Below are 16,578 nucleotides of genomic sequence, written 5' to 3' on the forward strand. Positions count from 1 at the left end.
TGCTCAGCGTCGTCCTCGCATCGGGCTACCGGGCGGGACGGTCAGCCGCGTGCCTTGCGCCAACGCTTGCGACCCTCGTCTGCGGTGTGCGCCGCGGTCTCCTCGGCGGCGGCCGCGAGATGCCGGGCGGACTCGGCGAGTTCGGCCGACCGGGCGCGTGCGAGTTCGGCGAACTCGGCCGAGCGATCCCGGGCGATGTCGGCGAACTCGGCCGAACGGTCGCGGGCGACATCGGCGAACTTCGGCGCGTTCTTCGCGGCCTGCTTCTTGGCCTTCTTCGCGCGCTTCTGCGCCTGCTTGGCCAGCTTCGGTCCGCGCTTGCGTGCGGTCTCGGCCAGTTCCGACGAGCGATCGAGCGCGGCGTCGGCCAGGCTCGACGAACGCACGATGGCGGCGTCGGCGAGAACGGGTGCACGGTCGCGCAGGCGGTCGGCGACCTCGGCCGCGGTGTCCGCGGCCCGCTCCGCGATCTCGTGCGAACGCTTCTGCGCGGACTCGGCCAGTTCGGGTGCGTGCTCGCGGAACTTGGCGGCGGCCTCGGCCGTCCACTCCGCGGAACGCTCGGACAGCACGTGGGCGCCCTTGCTCAGCAGGTCACCGGCCTCGGCCGACCGCTCGCCGACGATCTCGGCGCCCTCGTGGCCGCGCTCGACGAGGGTGTCCCAGGTCGAGTGACCGGCAGCGGCGCCGATCGGGAGAGCCGCGGCGACGGCGCTGGCCTTCTGCTTGCCGCGCCACGCGAGCGACGGCTTGCCCTCGGTGTCCACAGCGGCCAGCAGCACGCCGCCGAGCAGGCCGATGTTCTTGATGAACGCGTCGCGCTGGGCTTCCTTGCGGACCGGGTCGGCCTCGTTCCAGAAGTCCGTGCCGGCGGCCGTCGTCGGGATCAGGGTTCCGGCCAGGACCACCGAGGCGAGACGCGGGAACTTGCCGGTCGCCAGCAGGATGCCGCCACCGATCTGCGCCGCGGCGTTGATCTGGACCAGCGTCTCGGTGTTCTCCGGGACCTTGTCCGCGACCTCCGGCGGCAATGCGGTGCGCGCCTTGTCGACGAGCGGGGCCGCGGACTGCGCGATCGGTTTCGGGCTCCGGATGGCGTCGACGCCACTGGCGACGAACGCTGACGCAAGGAGCGGGCGGGCGATACGGCGGAGAATCATCGGTCACAACCTTCTTCGATCGAGTGCGGTTCGAGATCCGTCGGGGTACAGCGCATTTCTGGCCTGATCAACGCTACCCGCCCTCCGGATACATGCAGGTGAATCGACTCTTCGTGATCCGTTCGGGAACTTCGGGAGCACCGAGGTCACGATCGGGAGAGCGTTTCGGGTGTCAGATATCCGGAGAGACCCATCCCCAAACCTGAAGCAAACCGGCCTCTTTTCCGTAAACCCACCCCCGCACGAGGGGGCGCGTTTACGGAAAGGGATGGGTTTTGCGGGTGTCACCAGCCGCGTTCGCGCCACTCCTGCAGCGACGGACGCTCGGCACCGAGGGTGGTGTCCTTCCCGTGGCCGGGGTAGACGACGGTCGAGTCGCCGAAACGGTCGAACAGCTTGGTGGACACGTCCTCGATGAGGGTATCGAAGTCCTCGGACTTCCAGGTCTTGCCGATGCCGCCGGGGAACAGACAGTCGCCGGTGAACAGGTGGACGGTGTCGCCGTCGGTCAGGGCCAGGGCGATGGAACCCGGGGTGTGGCCGACGAGATGGATCGCCTCGAAGCGCAGGTCGCCGACCTCGATCACGTCGCCGTCGTCGACGAGACGATCCGGTGTGACCGGCAACTCGGGGGCGTCGAACCGGCCGGCAGCGGTGGGGACACCGGTGTGTTCGGCGACGGCGGCGAGCGCCTGCACGTGGTCGAAGTGCTGGTGGGTCGTGAAGATCAGTGCGGGCTTCCCGCCGATGGCGTCGAGGGTGGCGATGATCGTGTCCGCATCGTTCGCGGCGTCGATGATCAGCTGGTCGCCGGTGGCCTTCGAGGTCACCACGTACACGTTGTTGTCCATCGACCCGACGGACAGTTTGACGATGGTGGCCGAGTCCAGAGTGCGTCGCTGCGGGGTCTTCGATTCGGAGAGATCGCCGGTGTAGGAGTCGCTGATCGGTGTCGCTGAGGTCATGCGACAAGGCTATGACACCGCTCGGCCGGTGTGTGACGCTCGCGACGGTCGGGCGTGGTCGGGGCGCGGGTATCGTGGACTATCGGTCCGATGGTGTATGCGCGGATGGCGAGACCGATCGTCCGGCCCGCGGGCCTCGAATCCCATCCGGGCCGACGCATGCGGAACAGAATTGTCGGTGCCTGTCGTTACGGTGCCCATGCGCCACCCGTGCGCCCCGGTGAGTTTGAGAAGACTCTGACTTGAAAAGAATGTTAGGACTGCAGTGGTTGATCGTCTGATCGTCCGAGGTGCCCGCGAACACAATTTGCGCGGCATCGATGTCGACCTCCCTCGGGACAGCCTCATCGTGTTCACCGGGTTGTCGGGGTCGGGCAAGTCGTCCCTCGCCTTCGACACGATCTTCGCCGAGGGGCAGCGCCGCTACGTCGAGTCGCTGTCGGCCTACGCGCGGCAGTTCCTGGGCCAGATGGACAAGCCCGACGTCGACTTCATCGAGGGTCTGTCACCGGCGGTGTCCATCGACCAGAAGTCGACCAACCGCAACCCGCGATCGACGGTCGGCACCATCACCGAGGTCTACGACTACCTGCGTCTGCTGTATGCCCGCGCAGGTAAGGCGCACTGTCCGATCTGTGGCGAGGCGATCGCCAAGCAGACGCCGCAACAGATCGTCGACCAGGTGCTCGCCATGGAGGAGGGCACCCGCTTCCAGGTTCTCGCACCGGTGGTCCGGACCCGTAAGGGCGAGTTCGTCGACCTCTTCGCCGAACTCCAGACCCAGGGCTTCTCACGCGCCCGCATCGACGGCGTCGTCCACCAGCTGACCGACCCGCCGAAGCTGAAGAAGCAGGAGAAGCACGACATCGAGGTCGTCGTCGACCGCCTCGTCGTCAAGGCCGGCGCCAAGCAGCGTCTCACCGATTCGGTGGAAACCGGTCTGCGTCTCGCCGACGGCATCATCGTGCTCGACTTCGTCGACCTCGAAGAGGACGACCCGAATCGCGAGCGCCGGTTCTCCGAGAAGATGGCGTGCCCCAACGCCCACCCGATCGCGATCGACGACCTCGAGCCGCGCTCGTTCTCGTTCAACTCGCCCTACGGTGCCTGCCCCGAGTGCGACGGCCTCGGCATCCGCAAGGAGGTCGACGAGGAACTCGTCGTGCCCGACCCGGAGATGAGCCTCGCCGAGGGCGCGATCGCGCCGTGGTCGTCCGGCCACAACGCCGACTACTTCCTGCGCCTGATGTCGGGTCTTGCCGACCAGATGGGGTTCGACATCAACACCCCGTGGAAGAAGCTGCCGGTCAAGGCTCGTCGAGCGTTGCTCAACGGCAGCGACCACCAGGTGCACGTGAAGTTCCGCAACCGCTACGGACGCACCCGCTCGTACTACACCGAGTTCGAGGGCGTCATGTCGTTCCTCGCCCGGCGGATGGACCAGACCGAGTCCGAGCAGATGAAGGAACGCTACGAGGGGTACATGCGCGACGTGCCGTGCCCCGCCTGCCAGGGTGCGCGTCTGCGCCCGGAGATCCTCGCGGTCACCCTCGACCATCCCGAGTACGGCCCGAAGTCGATCGCCGAGGTCTGTGCGCTGTCGGTCGCCGACTGCGCGAACTTCCTCGACAACCTCCACCTCGACGAGCGTCAGGCCGCGATCGCCGGCCGCGTGCTCAAAGAGGTCCAGGCACGTATCCGCTTCCTGCTCGACGTCGGACTGGAGTACCTGTCGCTGTCGCGTGCGGCCGGATCGCTGTCGGGCGGCGAGGCCCAGCGCATCCGCCTCGCGACGCAGATCGGCTCCGGACTCGCGGGCGTCCTCTACGTCCTCGACGAGCCGTCGATCGGTCTGCACCAGCGCGACAACCGTCGACTGATCGAGACCCTCACCCGACTCCGCGACCTGGGCAACACGCTGATCGTCGTCGAGCACGACGAGGACACCATCCGGTCCGCCGACTGGATCGTCGACATCGGTCCCCGAGCCGGTGAGCACGGCGGTCACGTCGTGCACAGCGGCAGCTACAAGGACCTGCTGAAGAACCGCCAGTCGCTGACCGGTGCGTACCTCTCGGGCCGGGATTCACTCCCGGTCCCGGAGATCCGCCGGCCGATCGACCGCAAGCGTCAGCTGACCGTCGTCGGTGCACGTGAGCACAACCTGCGCGGGATCGAGGTGTCGTTCCCGCTCGGCGTCATGACGGCGGTGACCGGTGTGTCCGGCTCCGGCAAGTCGACGCTGGTCAACGACATCCTCGCAACCGTGCTCGCCAACAAGCTCAACGGCGCACGTCAGGTGCCCGGCCGCCACACGCGGATCAAGGGACTCGACAACCTCGACAAGCTCGTCCAGGTCGACCAGTCGCCGATCGGACGCACCCCGCGATCCAACCCGGCGACCTACACCGGCGTCTTCGACAAGATCCGCACGCTGTTCGCGGCCACCACCGAGGCCAAGGTGCGCGGCTATCAGCCGGGCCGGTTCTCGTTCAACGTCAAGGGCGGCCGCTGTGAGGCCTGTACCGGCGAGGGCACGATCAAGATCGAGATGAACTTCCTGCCGGACGTCTACGTCCCGTGCGAGGTCTGCCACGGTGCCCGCTACAACCGGGAGACCCTCGAGGTCCACTACAAGGGCAAGACCATCGCCGAGGTGCTCGACATGCCGATCGAGGAGGCCGCCGACTTCTTCGAGCCGGTCACCTCGATCCATCGCTACCTCAAGACCCTCAACGATGTCGGTCTCGGTTACGTCCGCCTCGGACAGCCGGCCCCGACCCTGTCGGGCGGCGAGGCGCAGCGCGTGAAGCTGGCTGCAGAGCTGCAGAAGCGGTCGATGGGACGCACGGTCTACATCCTCGACGAGCCGACCACCGGCCTGCACTTCGAGGACATCAAGAAGCTCCTCGCGGTGATCAACGGCCTCGTCGACAAGGGCAACACGGTCATCACCATCGAGCACAACCTCGACGTCATCAAGACGGCCGACTGGGTCATCGACATGGGACCCGAGGGTGGTAGCGGCGGCGGCACGGTCGTCGCCGAGGGCACGCCCGAGGACATCGCGGTCGCGCCGGGCAGCCACACCGGCAAGTTCCTCGCCGAGATCCTCGAGGTCGACGAGACGGTCGCGTCAGCAGGCTGACAGGCACAGCAGAGTCGCCACTTCCGTTGCAGCAGCGCTGGTTACAGCCAGCACCTCTGCTCGGGAGTGGCGATTGTGCGTACGGCTGGGCTACTGGCCCATCGACTTGCGGATCTCCTCGAGACGCTTCTTCGCTGCCTCGTCGCGCTTGCGCATCATCTCGTCGACGCTCTGACCCTCGGCACTCGCCTCGGCGAGTTCCTGGGAGCCGATGGCGGTGGTGATCCGGTTCTCGATCTTGTCGCGGACGAAGTCGAAGGTCGGGACACCGCTGTCGGTGTAGTCGGGATCGGGGAGGGTTCCCGGCACCGGACCGGTGTGCACGATCTCGGCGTCGATGACGTCGTCAGACGGGGGCGTGTTCGGTGCGTCGGACTCTCCGGGATTCGTCATGAGTCCAGGTTAGTGGTTTCGACACGGCTCGTCGCTACGCTCCTCGCCTGCTCAACCAGCAGAACCCTGCCGGCCGAGTAGCGACGACCGAGCGAAGCGAGGACGCCGCGTATCGAGGTCCCCCTACTTCTTCGGGGCCCTCACCGGGCCGGTGTACTTCTCGCCGGGTCCTTCGCCGGGCTCGTCCGGGTATGCGCTTGCCTCACGGAAGGCGAGCTGCAGGCCCTTGAGGCCGTCGCGGATCGGGGCGGCATGGATGCCGAGGTCGGCCTTCGACGCATCGACGAGGCCGGCCAGGGCGGTGATGAGGGTACGGGCCTCGGGCAGGTCGATCCGGTCCTCCGGGGTGCCCTCGGCCAGGCCCAACTTCTCGGCGGCGGCACTCATGAGCATCACGATCGACCGGGTGATGACCTCGATAGCCGGAATATCTCCCAGGTCACGGACGTTGTCGAAGTCAGTGCGTGCCGCATCATCGATGTCGGCGCCACTGCCCGTCGCACCCTCCTGGGGTGTCGGTGCTTGTGACGAATTGGGGTTCTCGGCCATGGCTGTTAGACTCCCATAGCACGACCGCCCTGGTATGCGCCGGGGTCGTAAGTGGAGTTCCGCTCCCACCGTTCGACGCGAGTCCTCGCCTGGCGAGTTCGCCGCAGTCGCACGGTCCGGTTCACGCCGATCGTCGCAGATCGCATCCTGGTGATGCGACTGGGAAGATCGGTCGCGCTGTGCCCCCGGGGTGCAGTGAACAGAATCGGTCGGTAACGGAGCCCCGCGGACATCGTCCCGGGGCTCGTTTGCTGAGGTTTGCGCTCGTTCTCCTGCACACGACCCTCGCCACGACGCGACGGTTACCACTGCAGGATTGAACTAGGAGGCCCCATCAGCACTGAGACCCGCATCAACGAGCGCATCCGCGTCCCTGAGGTCCGACTCGTCGGACCCAACTCGGAGCAGGTGGGCATCGTGCGTGTTGAAGATGCGCTTCGCTTGGCTTACGAAGCCGACCTCGACCTCGTCGAGGTGGCTCCCGACGCCCGTCCGCCGGTCTGCAAGATCATGGACTACGGCAAGTTCAAGTACGAAGCGGCCCAGAAGCAGCGCGAATCGCGTCGCAACCAGCAGATGACCGTCATCAAGGAGCAGAAGCTCCGCCCCAAGATCGACGACCACGACTACGAGACCAAGAAGGGTCACGTCGTCCGGTTCCTCGAAGCGGGGTCGAAGGTGAAGGTGACCATCATGTTCCGCGGCCGCGAGCAGTCCCGTCCTGAGCTCGGCTACCGCCTGTTGCAGCGCTTGGGCAACGACGTCGCCGATTACGGCTTCGTCGAGACCTCGGCCAAGCAGGACGGTCGCAACATGACGATGGTCCTCGCCCCGCACAAGGGTGCGAAGACCCGCCAAAAGGCGCAAGAGAGCCGCGAACGTTCCGGCGGCCCGAAGAACGCGCCGGACGAGAGCTGAGCCGTTCGGCCGGACGCGGGTGCATGCCCCGTCCCGGTCGAGATCACGAGACGTGAACCCGGATTCCAGCCGGACCTGGTCAGGTTCGGCTGCCCGAGTTCGCCCGACAGAAGGAAAGACATGCCTAAGAGCAAGACCCACAAGGGCACCGCGAAGCGATTCAAGGTGACCGGCAGCGGCAAGATCGTCCGTCAGAAGGCCAACCGCCGCCACCTGCTGGAGCACAAGCCCTCCAAGCGCACCCGTCGTCTCGACGGCACCACCGTCGTCAGCGAGAACGACACCCCTCGCATCAAGCGCCTGCTGAACATCTGACGCGCGCGAACCCAGACCTCTGACAAGCAAAAGGATTTAACACATGGCACGCGTGAAAAGGGCAGTGAACGCCCAGAAGAAGCGTCGGTCCACCCTCGAGGCCTCGAAGGGCTACCGCGGACAGCGGTCGCGCCTCTACCGCAAGGCCAAGGAGCAGCAGCTCCACTCGATGACCTACGCCTACCGGGACCGTCGCGCCCGCAAGGGTGAGTTCCGGAAGCTGTGGATCGCGCGTATCAACGCTGCGGCCCGCGCCAACGAAATCACCTACAACCGCTTCATCCAGGGCCTCAAGGCCGCTGGTGTCGAGGTTGACCGCAAGGTGCTCGCCGACATCGCGGTGACCGATCCCGAGGCCTTCACCGGCCTGGTCGAGGTCGCCCGCAAGGCCCTGCCGGCCGACGTCAACGCCCCGGCTGCCTGATTGCGCCACACCACACACGACCCGCGAGTCGCCCGAGGGATGATCCGATGACGGAGATCCTGTCCGAGCGATCCTCGCGGGTCGTGTCGTATGCAAAGCTCCATCGCGCTGCCGAGCGGCGCGAGCAGGGGCGTTTCCTCGCCGAGGGGGCCAACTCGGTGTCCTCGGCTCTCGCGGTCGACCGCGCCGAGGTGGTGCTGGTCGCCGATGAGGACCAGTTGCGGCACCGGAAGCTCACCGACACCGCCGAGTCGGCGGGTGTCCCGGTTCTCGTGATCTCCGCCCGAGCGGCGTCGAAGCTCGCCGAGACCTCGACCCCGCCCGGGATCTTCGCGGTCTGCCCGCTGCTCGACGTGCCGCTCGAGACCATCCTCGCCGACGAGCCGCGGTTGCTCGCGATCGCCGTCGAACCGCGGGAACCCGGGAACGCCGGCACCCTCATCCGATGCGCCGACGCGATGGGCGCCGACGCCGTCGTGCTGCTCGGTGACGCCGTCGATCCCCACAACGGGAAATGCGTCCGCGCGAGCGCCGGGAGTGTCTTCACCGTGCCGGTGGTACGGCAGCGCGCCCTGACCGAGGGGCTCGACGCCATCTCGGACGCCGGCATCTCGCTGCTCGCGACCGCCGCCGACGGTGAGGTGAACCTCGACGACGCCGCCGAGGTGCTGTCCGGTCGGGTCGGCTGGCTCTTCGGTAACGAGGCCCACGGCCTGTCCGCCGACGTCCAGACGGCCGCCGACCACCGCGTCTCCATCCCCATCCGCGGACGCGCGGAGAGCCTCAACGTCGCCGCCGCGGCAGCGATCTGTCTGTACGAGAGTGCGCGCGTCCACAATGCGGTGGGTCGCGGCTGACAGCTGTCCGAGGCGGCCGGTAGGGTCGGCGATCGTGTCAGAAACCGTGTCACCCGCCTCCGCGCCCCAGCCCGAGTCCGCTCCCGCAAGTCCCGCCCCATCGGAGGCCGCGACCCCGCAGACGGTGCCCGCTCCCGACCCCGCAGTCGTGAACGCCCGCATCGCGTCGGCGATCGCCACCGAACTCGGCGTCGGCGTCGGTCAGGTCCGGGCCGCGATCGAACTGCTCGACGGCGGGTCGACGGTCCCGTTCGTCGCCCGGTACCGCAAGGAGGTCACCGGCGGTCTCGACGACACCCAGCTGCGCACCCTCGACGAACGACTCGGCTACCTGCGCGACCTCGAGGCCCGGCGTCAGGCGGTCCGCGAGTCGATCGCCGCACAGGGCAAGCTCGACGCCGAACTCGACGCTCGAATCCTCGCGGCCGACACCAAAGCCCGCCTCGAGGACATCTACCTGCCCTACAAGCCGAAGCGCCGCACGAAGGCCCAGATCGCCCGCGAGGCCGGACACGAGCCGGTAGCAGACGCGCTGCTGTCGGACCCGACCACCGACCCGTCGACCTTCACCGCCGAACAGCTCGACGGTGCCCGCGCGATTGCCGTCGAACGGTTCGCCGAGGACGCCGACCTCGTCGGTGAACTGCGTGAACTGATGTGGCAGACCGGCGTCCTGCGGACCGCCGTCCGTGAGGGCAAGGAGTCGGCCGGCGCCAAGTTCGCCGACTACTTCGACTTCTCCGAGCCCTTCACCTCGATCCCGTCGCACCGGGTGCTCGCCGTGCTGCGCGGCGAACGCGAGGAGATCCTGACGGTGACCCTCGACGCCGATCCGGAGGCGGCCGACCGCCCGGCCGGACCCGGCCCCTACGAGCAGCGCATCGCCGCCCGGTTCGGGATCTCCGATCAGGGTCGTCCCGCCGACCGCTGGCTCGCCGACACCGTGCGTTGGGCGTGGCGCACCAAGCTGTTCGTCGGACTCTCCCTCGACGTCCGGATGCGGTTGCGTCAGGCCGCCGAGGCCGACGCGGTGGCGGTCTTCGCGACCAACCTCAAGGACCTCCTCCTGGCCGCACCCGCCGGTGCCCGCACCACGATGGGACTCGACCCCGGCCTGCGGACCGGTGTGAAGGTCGCCGTGGTCAACGAGACCGGCAAGGTCGTCGACACCGCCACCATCTACCCGCACGAGCCACGCCGCGACAAGGCCGGCGCGCTCGCGGTGCTGGGAGCGCTCGTCCAGAAGCACGGCGTCGACCTCATCGCGATCGGCAACGGCACCGCATCCCGCGAGACCGATGCGCTCGCCGGCGAGCTGATCGCGGCCATCAAGGACTCCGGCAAGAAGCCGCCGACCAGCGTCGTCGTGTCCGAGGCGGGCGCCTCGGTGTACTCGGCGTCGGCATACGCGTCGAAGGAACTGCCCGACCTCGACGTCTCGATCCGCGGTGCGGTCTCGATCGCCCGCCGCCTGCAGGACCCGCTCGCCGAACTGGTCAAGATCGATCCCAAGTCGATCGGCGTCGGCCAATACCAGCACGACGTCTCCGAGACCCTGCTCGCCCGCTCGCTGGGTGCCGTGGTCGAGGATGCGGTGAACGCGGTGGGCGTGGACGTGAACACCGCGTCGGTGCCGCTGCTGTCCCGCGTCTCCGGTATCACCGCCGGTCTCGCGGAATCGATTGTCGCCCATCGTGACTCGAACGGCGCCTTCCGCAGCCGCAAGCAGATCACCGATGTCCCGCGCCTCGGACCCAAGGCGTTCGAGCAGTGTGCCGGCTTCCTCCGGATCACCGACGGCGACAACCCGCTCGACGCGTCCAGCGTGCACCCGGAGGCCTACCCGGTCGTCACCCGGATTCTCGACAAGGTCGGCACCGACGTCCGCTCGCTGATCGGCGACACCGCGACCCTCACCAAGCTGCGTCCCGACGACTTCGTCGACGAGACCTTCGGTCGTCCGACCGTCATCGACATCATCGCCGAGCTCGACAAGCCGGGCCGCGACCCGCGCCCGGAGTTCAAGACCGCAACCTTCGCCGCCGGCATCGAGAAGGTCTCCGACCTCACGCCCGGCATGGTGCTGGAAGGTCAGGTCACCAACGTGGCGGCCTTCGGTGCCTTCGTCGACGTGGGCGTCCACCAGGACGGCCTGGTCCACGTCTCGGCCATGGCCCACCGCTTCGTCTCCGATCCGCACGAGGTCGTGAAGTCCGGCGACATCGTCAAGGTGAAGGTCATGGACGTCGACGTCGAACGCAAGCGGATCGGCCTGTCCCTGCGCCTCGACGACGAGCCGGGAGCCGGCAACACCGGTGGCAAGGGCGGCGCCCGTGCGCCCCGCAGCGACAACGGCGCCAATCGCGGTGGCGGTCAGCGCCGCAACGAACAGCGCGGTCAGGGCGGTCGCGGCAACCAGGGCAACCGCGGGGGCGGCAACAACCGCAACGATCGCAGGCCCGCACCGAGCGGTGCGATGGCCGACGCCCTCAAGCGCGCCGGCTTCGGCAAGTAGCTCTTTCGACAAAGGTCCCGGCACGGGGTGGTGCCGGGACCGTTTGTCTCAGCGTGTCCGAGAGCGCTGCTCGGGCATCCGTCGCCATCGCGTTGAGCGAGCACCTGCCCATCTCGAGACAATGCCGATGGCCTCGGCGATCAATGATCTAGTTCCGCAGCACCATCACCCATCTGCCGTTGAAGATCGGTTGACGGCAGATCGCCGCGCTGCTGTCGAGACAGTCCTGCAGGACGCCGAGATCGGGCCGGTACGCATACGGCTCCGGCATGAAGTCGTGCCATATCGCTCCACCTCCGAGCACAAGCAGAACGGAGGCCGCATACGCCTGCCATCGTCTTGATGCTCGACCGAGCACTGCGACCATCAGAACGACCAAGGTCGCCACCGGGACGACGATATGGCGCTGGAGTCCCAACGAGGACGCGGTCATCCAGGTCCCGTATGCAAACGTCGCGCTGCCGAGCACTGCAATTGCCAACGCCCACAGGGCCAGCGCCACCCCGCGCAGAACCACCACACTCAACGCCAACACTCCGGCACACCACAGGATCGCGGCGCCGACAAACCAGACAGACGCGTTACGACCGAACACGTCAGCATCGCCGAACAGCCAACTTCCGCCCACCCGTTCGTATATCGCCTTCAGCAACAAGAACGGAGTGCCCCCGCCGCGCGTTTCGCGGTGGGATTGCACGAAGGTCACCAGTTGCACGGCCGCGGCAGTGGCGGCCACGGCGGCCGTTAGCGTCGAGTGCGGAGTGCGGCCGACTCGCCACCAGCGCCAGACGAACCACGGCAGGAATATGACGATGAGGGGTCCACTCAACCCCAGGAGTCCTACCGCGAGGAGCTCTGCGGCACGTGCGATGCGAGTCCTCGGGTCGTCGGAGACGACCAGGAGTAGCAGGCAAATGCCACCGACGAAGATCAGGTTGGCGATGTTCGCAAGCACTTCCCACATCGGCGGCATCAAGCACAACAAAGCGAACAGGACCGAGCGGAGAACTTTTCCCGGCACGAGCCAGTCCAGCCGTCTCGACAAAGCCGGGGTCAGCATCAACAGGTGCACGAGCAGGGCTGCTGACGCGTACAAGGCCGGTGCACTGGTCACCGCAGCGGGTTCGAGTATCGCTGCGATCGCACGAGGGACCACGTGGAGATATCCCGCGTACGGATCGGCAAGTGCGGCAGGGCCCGAATTGTGGGCCTCGGCCAAGAAGATCCGACCGTCCTCGGCGAACAGGGACGCGTCACGCAAGCGTGCTGTTCCTCGGCCTACGAATGCGATCGCGGCTGCGGCAGCTATCAACAGCGACCAGTTCGTCGACGATCGTCTCGGAGCGCGGACAGTCGGTGGCTCCACTCGTGCGGTTGGATCGGTGCCGTCCACACGGCGAAGCTACCGGAGCGACCAGTGGCCGCGACGGGTTTCGAGCGGCGCACTCTCCCGGCGAGGGCCGACATTCCGGAGCAGTCCGAGTCGGGTGAGCGCCGGCGGGACACCGTTGTTGACCCGCTCGCAGGCGACGACGCCTCCCTGCAGGTCAGCGCCTCGCCGCGGTCGACTACCCTCGATGGGAGTCATCGCCGCCGTTGACGGTCGCCTCGAGCCGGTTCTCCGCGCCCGACCCGCCCTCCGCGTGACGACGACGCCGTCCACCCATCGACCCACGCATGAGGAGCTCGCCGACCGTGGCCACTTCCGCCGACGAAACGGTATTCCCCGGACCCGACGACCTCGAGGCGGCGACGACGTCGGCCGTCGAGGCCTTCGAGGCGGCGGCCGATCTCGAGCAGCTGTCCGCGGCGAAGTCCGCGCACCTCGGCGACCGATCGCCGATCGCACTGGCCCGTCGCGCCCTCGGCAGCCTGCCGAAGGAGCAGCGTTCGGAGGCCGGCAAGCTCGTGAACCAGGTTCGGGGTCGGGTGACCGCGGCGCTGGAACTGCGGACCGCGACCCTCGAGGCCGAACGTGACGCGGCGGTCCTCGTCGCCGAGTCGGTCGACGTGACGCTGCCCAGCGGTCGTCGCCCCGTCGGCGCCCGCCATCCCATCACTGTCATCGCCGAGCAGGTCGCCGACGTCTTCGTCGCCATGGGTTGGGAGATCGCCGAGGGACCCGAGGTCGAGACCGAGCACCACAACTTCGACGCCCTCAACTTCCTGCCGGATCACCCGGCGCGGTCGATGCAGGACACCTTCTACATCGCGCCCGAGGGTTCGCGCCAGGTGCTGCGCACGCACACGTCGCCGGTCCAGGTGCGCTCGATGCTCAGCCGCGACCTGCCGATCTACGTGGCCTGCCCGGGTCGTACCTTCCGCACCGATGAGCTCGACGCCACCCACACGCCGGTCTTCCACCAGATCGAGGGACTCGCCGTCGACAAGGGTCTGACCCTGGCGAACCTGCGCGGCACCCTCGAGACCTTCGCCCGCGCGCTGTTCGGGCCGGAGACCACCACCCGGATGCGCGCGTCGTACTTCCCGTTCACCGAACCGTCGGCCGAGGTCGACGTCTGGTTCCCGGCCAAGAAGGGCGGACCCGGCTGGGTCGAGTGGGGCGGCTGCGGCATGGTCAACCCGAACGTGCTGCGCGCGAGCGGAATCGACCCGGATGTCTACTCCGGTTTCGCCTTCGGCATGGGCCTGGAACGCACCCTGCAGTTCCGCAACGACATCTCCGACATGCGCGACATGGTCGAGGGCGACATCCGGTTCACCCTCCCATTCGGTCCGGCCGCCTGACCGGCCCGGCGAGCATCCTTCGACTTCCACGACGCAACGAAAGTAGTTGATACACAGTGCGTGCACCACAGTCCTGGTACACCGAGGTCCTGCGCTCGGGCGATCCGAAGTGGTCGGCGACCACCGAGGAGATCGACGCGGGGTTCGTCCGCGTCGGTTTCGAGATCGAGGACATCGAGAAGTTCCCGGAGATCACCGGTCCGCTGGTGATCGGTCGCGTGGAGACGATCGAGGAGCTCACCGAGTTCAAGAAGCCGATCCGCTTCTGCACCGTCGAGGTGGGCGAGGCGGAGCCGCGCGGGATCGTCTGCGGCGCCCGGAACTTCGCCGAGGGTGACCTGATCGTCGCCGCACTGCCCGGCGTGGTGCTGCCCGGCCCGTTCGAGATCGCCTCGCGCAAGACCTACGGCCGCATCTCGGACGGCATGATCTGCTCGGTCTCCGAGCTAGGCATCGGCAACGACCACAGCGGCATCCTGGTGCTGGCCCCCGGCACCGCCGAGCCCGGCGCCGACGCCCGTGAGGTCCTCGGACTCGACGACGCCGCGATCGACGTCAACGTCACCCCGGACCGCGGTTACGCCTTCTCGATCCGCGGTCTCGGCCGCGAGCTGGCAAGCAGCTTCGAGGTGCCCTTCGTCGACCCGGGTGTCGTTGAAGCCGATGTGATCGCCGAGGGAACGCCGTGGCCCGTCGCCATCGAGGACGGTTCCGGCGCCACCCGCTACACCGCGCGCGTGATCACCGGCGTCGACCCGAAGGCGATCTCGCCGTGGTGGATGCAGAAGCGCCTTCTGGTCGCGGGTATCCGGCCGATCTCGGCGATCGTCGACGTCACCAACTACGTGATGATCGAACTCGGTCAGCCGCTGCACGCGTTCGACGCAGACCGCATCACCGGCACAGTCACCGTCCGCTCGGCGAAGCCGGGAGAGAAGCTGCGCACCCTCGACGAGGTAGACCGCGTGCTCGACGCCGAGGACGTCGTCATCGCCGACGAGACCGGTCCCATCGCCCTCGCCGGCGTCATGGGCGGCGGCGCCACCGAGGTGGGTGACTCGACGACCACCGTGCTGCTCGAGTCGGCGACCTTCGACCCCGTCCGTGTGTTCCGCACCGGCAAACGCCACAAGTTGACCTCCGAGGCCAGCAAGCGCTTCGAGCGCATCGTCGACCCGGAGATCACCGCGGTCGCCTCCGATCGGGCCGCCCAGCTCATCGTCGAGATCGCCGGCGGGACCATCTCCTCGCCGCTGTCCGAGGCGCGTGTCGCGACCCCGCTCCCGTCGGCGATCACCATCGCCGCCGACGAGCCCGACCGCGTCGCCGGCATCGGCTATCCGGCCGGCACCACCGCCGCACGTCTCACCGAGGTCGGCTGCGTGGTCACCGGCACCGACCCCCTCGACGTCGTCCCGCCGTCGTGGCGTCCCGACCTCAAGCAGCGCGCCGACCTCGTTGAAGAGGTCCTGCGTCTCGAAGGTCTCGAGGACATCCCCGCCGTCGTGCCGCGCGCACCCGGCGGCACCGGCCTGACGCCGGAGCAGCGTCGTCGGCGCAGCGTCGGACGCACCCTCGCCCTCGACGGGTATGTCGAGGTCCTCCCGTACCCGTTCATGCCGGCCGGGGTCTTCGACCTCTGGGATCTGCCCGCCGACGACGAGCGCCGCCGGACCGTCAAGGTGCTCAACCCGCTCGAGTCGGATCGGCCCGAACTCAACACGACGCTGCTGCCGGGTCTGCTCGAGATGGCGGCGCGCAACATCGCTCGTGGCCAGCGGGACCTGTCGTTGTTCACCATCGGCCAGATCGTCATCGCCGGGGACCACGTCGCACCCGTCCCCGCGCTCGACGTGACGCAGCGTCCCACCGATGAGGAGATCGCGGCGCTCGACGCCTCGTTGCCGCATCAGCCGCTGCACGTCGGTGTCGTTCTGACCGGTTTGCGCGACCCTGCGGGGCCGTGGGGTCCGGGACGCGCCGCCGACTACCTCGACGCCTTCGAGGCGGCTCGCACGATCGCGCGTGCTGCGGGGGTGGAGCTTGAACTCTCCGCCGCCGATCACCGGCCGTGGCATCCGGGCCGCTGTGCCCGCCTGACCGTCGACGGACGCACGGTCGGCTACGCCGGCGAGCTCCATCCGGCGGTCCTCGAACGCGCCCACCTCCCCAAGCGTGCGTGCGCGGTCGAGATCGACATCGATGCCTTGCCGCTCCGCGAGGTGCTGCCCGCTCCGGCGGTGTCGGTGTTCCCGGCCGTCCTGCAGGACGTCAACGTGGTGGTCGCGGCCGATGTGCCGGCCGCCGAGGTTCGGTCGGCGCTGCGCGACGGCGCGGGTGAGCTGCTCGAGGACATCGCACTTTTCGACGTCTTCACCGGTGAGCAGGTCGGTGAGGGCAACAAGTCGCTGACGTTCTCGCTGCGTTTCCGGGCAAGCGACCGTACGCTGACCGAGGACGAGGCCAACGCCGCGAAGATGGCCGCGGTCGACGCCGCCGCCGAACAGGTCGGCGCCCGCCTCCGCTGACCCGCGGGGGCGCCATCGCCACCACCCCGTTTATGTATTGATTTGCACGCCGGTGCAT

The 16,578-nt window shown here is 68.0% G+C and carries 13 protein-coding genes; 8 read left to right on the forward strand and 5 right to left on the reverse strand.

The features are described from left to right. Positions 1 to 41: 41 nt before the first annotated feature. Entirely contained in the window at positions 42 to 1,160 is a 1,119-nt protein-coding gene (locus M1L58_RS13995) for a DoxX family protein (protein ID WP_248659347.1), read from the reverse strand. 284 nt (positions 1,161 to 1,444) lie between these two features. Further along, on the reverse strand, positions 1,445 to 2,125 hold the full coding sequence (locus M1L58_RS14000; RefSeq protein ID WP_006360763.1) for an MBL fold metallo-hydrolase: 681 nt from the start codon (positions 2,123 to 2,125) through the stop codon (positions 1,445 to 1,447). Between the two features lie 265 nt (positions 2,126 to 2,390). Between M1L58_RS14000 and uvrA the strand changes: the two genes are divergently transcribed. Then, complete coding sequence (gene uvrA / locus M1L58_RS14005) at positions 2,391 to 5,273, forward strand: excinuclease ABC subunit UvrA (protein ID WP_248659348.1); 2,883 nt, start codon at positions 2,391 to 2,393, stop codon at positions 5,271 to 5,273. A 90-nt stretch (positions 5,274 to 5,363) separates the two neighbouring features. Here the strand turns inward: uvrA and M1L58_RS14010 are convergent, their stop codons facing one another. Together M1L58_RS14010 and M1L58_RS14015 are read right to left on the reverse strand one after the other, a co-directional pair. After that, a complete protein-coding gene (locus M1L58_RS14010) occupies positions 5,364 to 5,666 on the reverse strand; it encodes a PspA domain-containing protein (RefSeq protein WP_154884151.1) in 303 nt (100 codons plus the stop codon). A 123-nt stretch (positions 5,667 to 5,789) separates the two neighbouring features. Further along, positions 5,790 to 6,215: a DUF1844 domain-containing protein gene (locus M1L58_RS14015; protein WP_006868217.1), complete on the reverse strand. Its 426-nt coding sequence runs from the start codon at positions 6,213 to 6,215 to the stop codon at positions 5,790 to 5,792. Between the two features lie 315 nt (positions 6,216 to 6,530). Here M1L58_RS14015 and infC point away from each other — a divergent pair, with 315 nt between their 5' ends. The 5 genes from infC (at position 6,531) to M1L58_RS14040 (ending at position 11,244) form a co-directional block, all read left to right on the forward strand. Then, positions 6,531 to 7,133, forward strand: a complete 603-nt coding sequence (gene infC, locus M1L58_RS14020; protein WP_081712428.1) for a translation initiation factor IF-3 — start codon at positions 6,531 to 6,533, stop codon at positions 7,131 to 7,133. Positions 7,134 to 7,253: 120 nt separating this feature from the next. Continuing rightward, positions 7,254 to 7,448 (forward strand): 50S ribosomal protein L35, encoded by a 195-nt coding sequence (gene rpmI, locus M1L58_RS14025; RefSeq protein ID WP_005200211.1) that lies wholly within the window; start codon positions 7,254 to 7,256, stop codon positions 7,446 to 7,448. 43 nt (positions 7,449 to 7,491) lie between these two features. Beyond that, positions 7,492 to 7,872, forward strand: a complete 381-nt coding sequence (gene rplT / locus M1L58_RS14030) for a 50S ribosomal protein L20 (RefSeq protein ID WP_248659349.1) — start codon at positions 7,492 to 7,494, stop codon at positions 7,870 to 7,872. 47 nt (positions 7,873 to 7,919) lie between these two features. Next, entirely contained in the window at positions 7,920 to 8,729 is an 810-nt protein-coding gene (locus tag M1L58_RS14035) for a TrmH family RNA methyltransferase (protein WP_248659350.1), read from the forward strand. A 46-nt stretch (positions 8,730 to 8,775) separates the two neighbouring features. Then, positions 8,776 to 11,244: a Tex family protein gene (locus M1L58_RS14040; RefSeq protein ID WP_248659361.1), complete on the forward strand. Its 2,469-nt coding sequence runs from the start codon at positions 8,776 to 8,778 to the stop codon at positions 11,242 to 11,244. Positions 11,245 to 11,392: 148 nt separating this feature from the next. On the opposite strand, the gene M1L58_RS14045 is transcribed toward M1L58_RS14040, so the two are convergent. After that, positions 11,393 to 12,358, reverse strand: a complete 966-nt coding sequence (locus tag M1L58_RS14045; RefSeq protein ID WP_248659351.1) for a hypothetical protein — start codon at positions 12,356 to 12,358, stop codon at positions 11,393 to 11,395. Between the two features lie 581 nt (positions 12,359 to 12,939). Between M1L58_RS14045 and pheS the strand changes: the two genes are divergently transcribed. Then, positions 12,940 to 13,992, forward strand: a complete 1,053-nt coding sequence (gene pheS, locus M1L58_RS14050) for a phenylalanine--tRNA ligase subunit alpha (RefSeq protein ID WP_248659352.1) — start codon at positions 12,940 to 12,942, stop codon at positions 13,990 to 13,992. Between the two features lie 56 nt (positions 13,993 to 14,048). Beyond that, complete coding sequence (gene pheT, locus M1L58_RS14055; RefSeq protein WP_248659353.1) at positions 14,049 to 16,520, forward strand: phenylalanine--tRNA ligase subunit beta; 2,472 nt, start codon at positions 14,049 to 14,051, stop codon at positions 16,518 to 16,520. Positions 16,521 to 16,578: the final 58 nt, after the last annotated feature.

The sequence above is a fragment of the Gordonia sp. C13 genome (assembly GCF_023218005.1).
Taxonomy (GTDB): domain Bacteria; phylum Actinomycetota; class Actinomycetes; order Mycobacteriales; family Mycobacteriaceae; genus Gordonia; species Gordonia namibiensis.

Bases quoted from the DNA above. Each gene is read 5' to 3' on its own strand.
- M1L58_RS13995 (WP_248659347.1), bottom strand. From the start codon at position 1,160: ATGATTCTCCGCCGTATCGCCCGCCCGCTCCTTGCGTCAGCGTTCGTC.
- M1L58_RS14015 (WP_006868217.1), bottom strand. From the start codon at position 6,215: ATGGCCGAGAACCCCAATTCGTCACAAGCACCGACACCCCAGGAGGGT.
- rpmI (WP_005200211.1), top strand. From the start codon at position 7,254: ATGCCTAAGAGCAAGACCCACAAGGGCACCGCGAAGCGATTCAAGGTG.
- rplT (WP_248659349.1), top strand. From the start codon at position 7,492: ATGGCACGCGTGAAAAGGGCAGTGAACGCCCAGAAGAAGCGTCGGTCC.
- M1L58_RS14010 (WP_154884151.1), bottom strand. From the start codon at position 5,666: ATGACGAATCCCGGAGAGTCCGACGCACCGAACACGCCCCCGTCTGAC.
- M1L58_RS14035 (WP_248659350.1), top strand. From the start codon at position 7,920: ATGACGGAGATCCTGTCCGAGCGATCCTCGCGGGTCGTGTCGTATGCA.
- M1L58_RS14000 (WP_006360763.1), bottom strand. From the start codon at position 2,125: ATGACCTCAGCGACACCGATCAGCGACTCCTACACCGGCGATCTCTCC.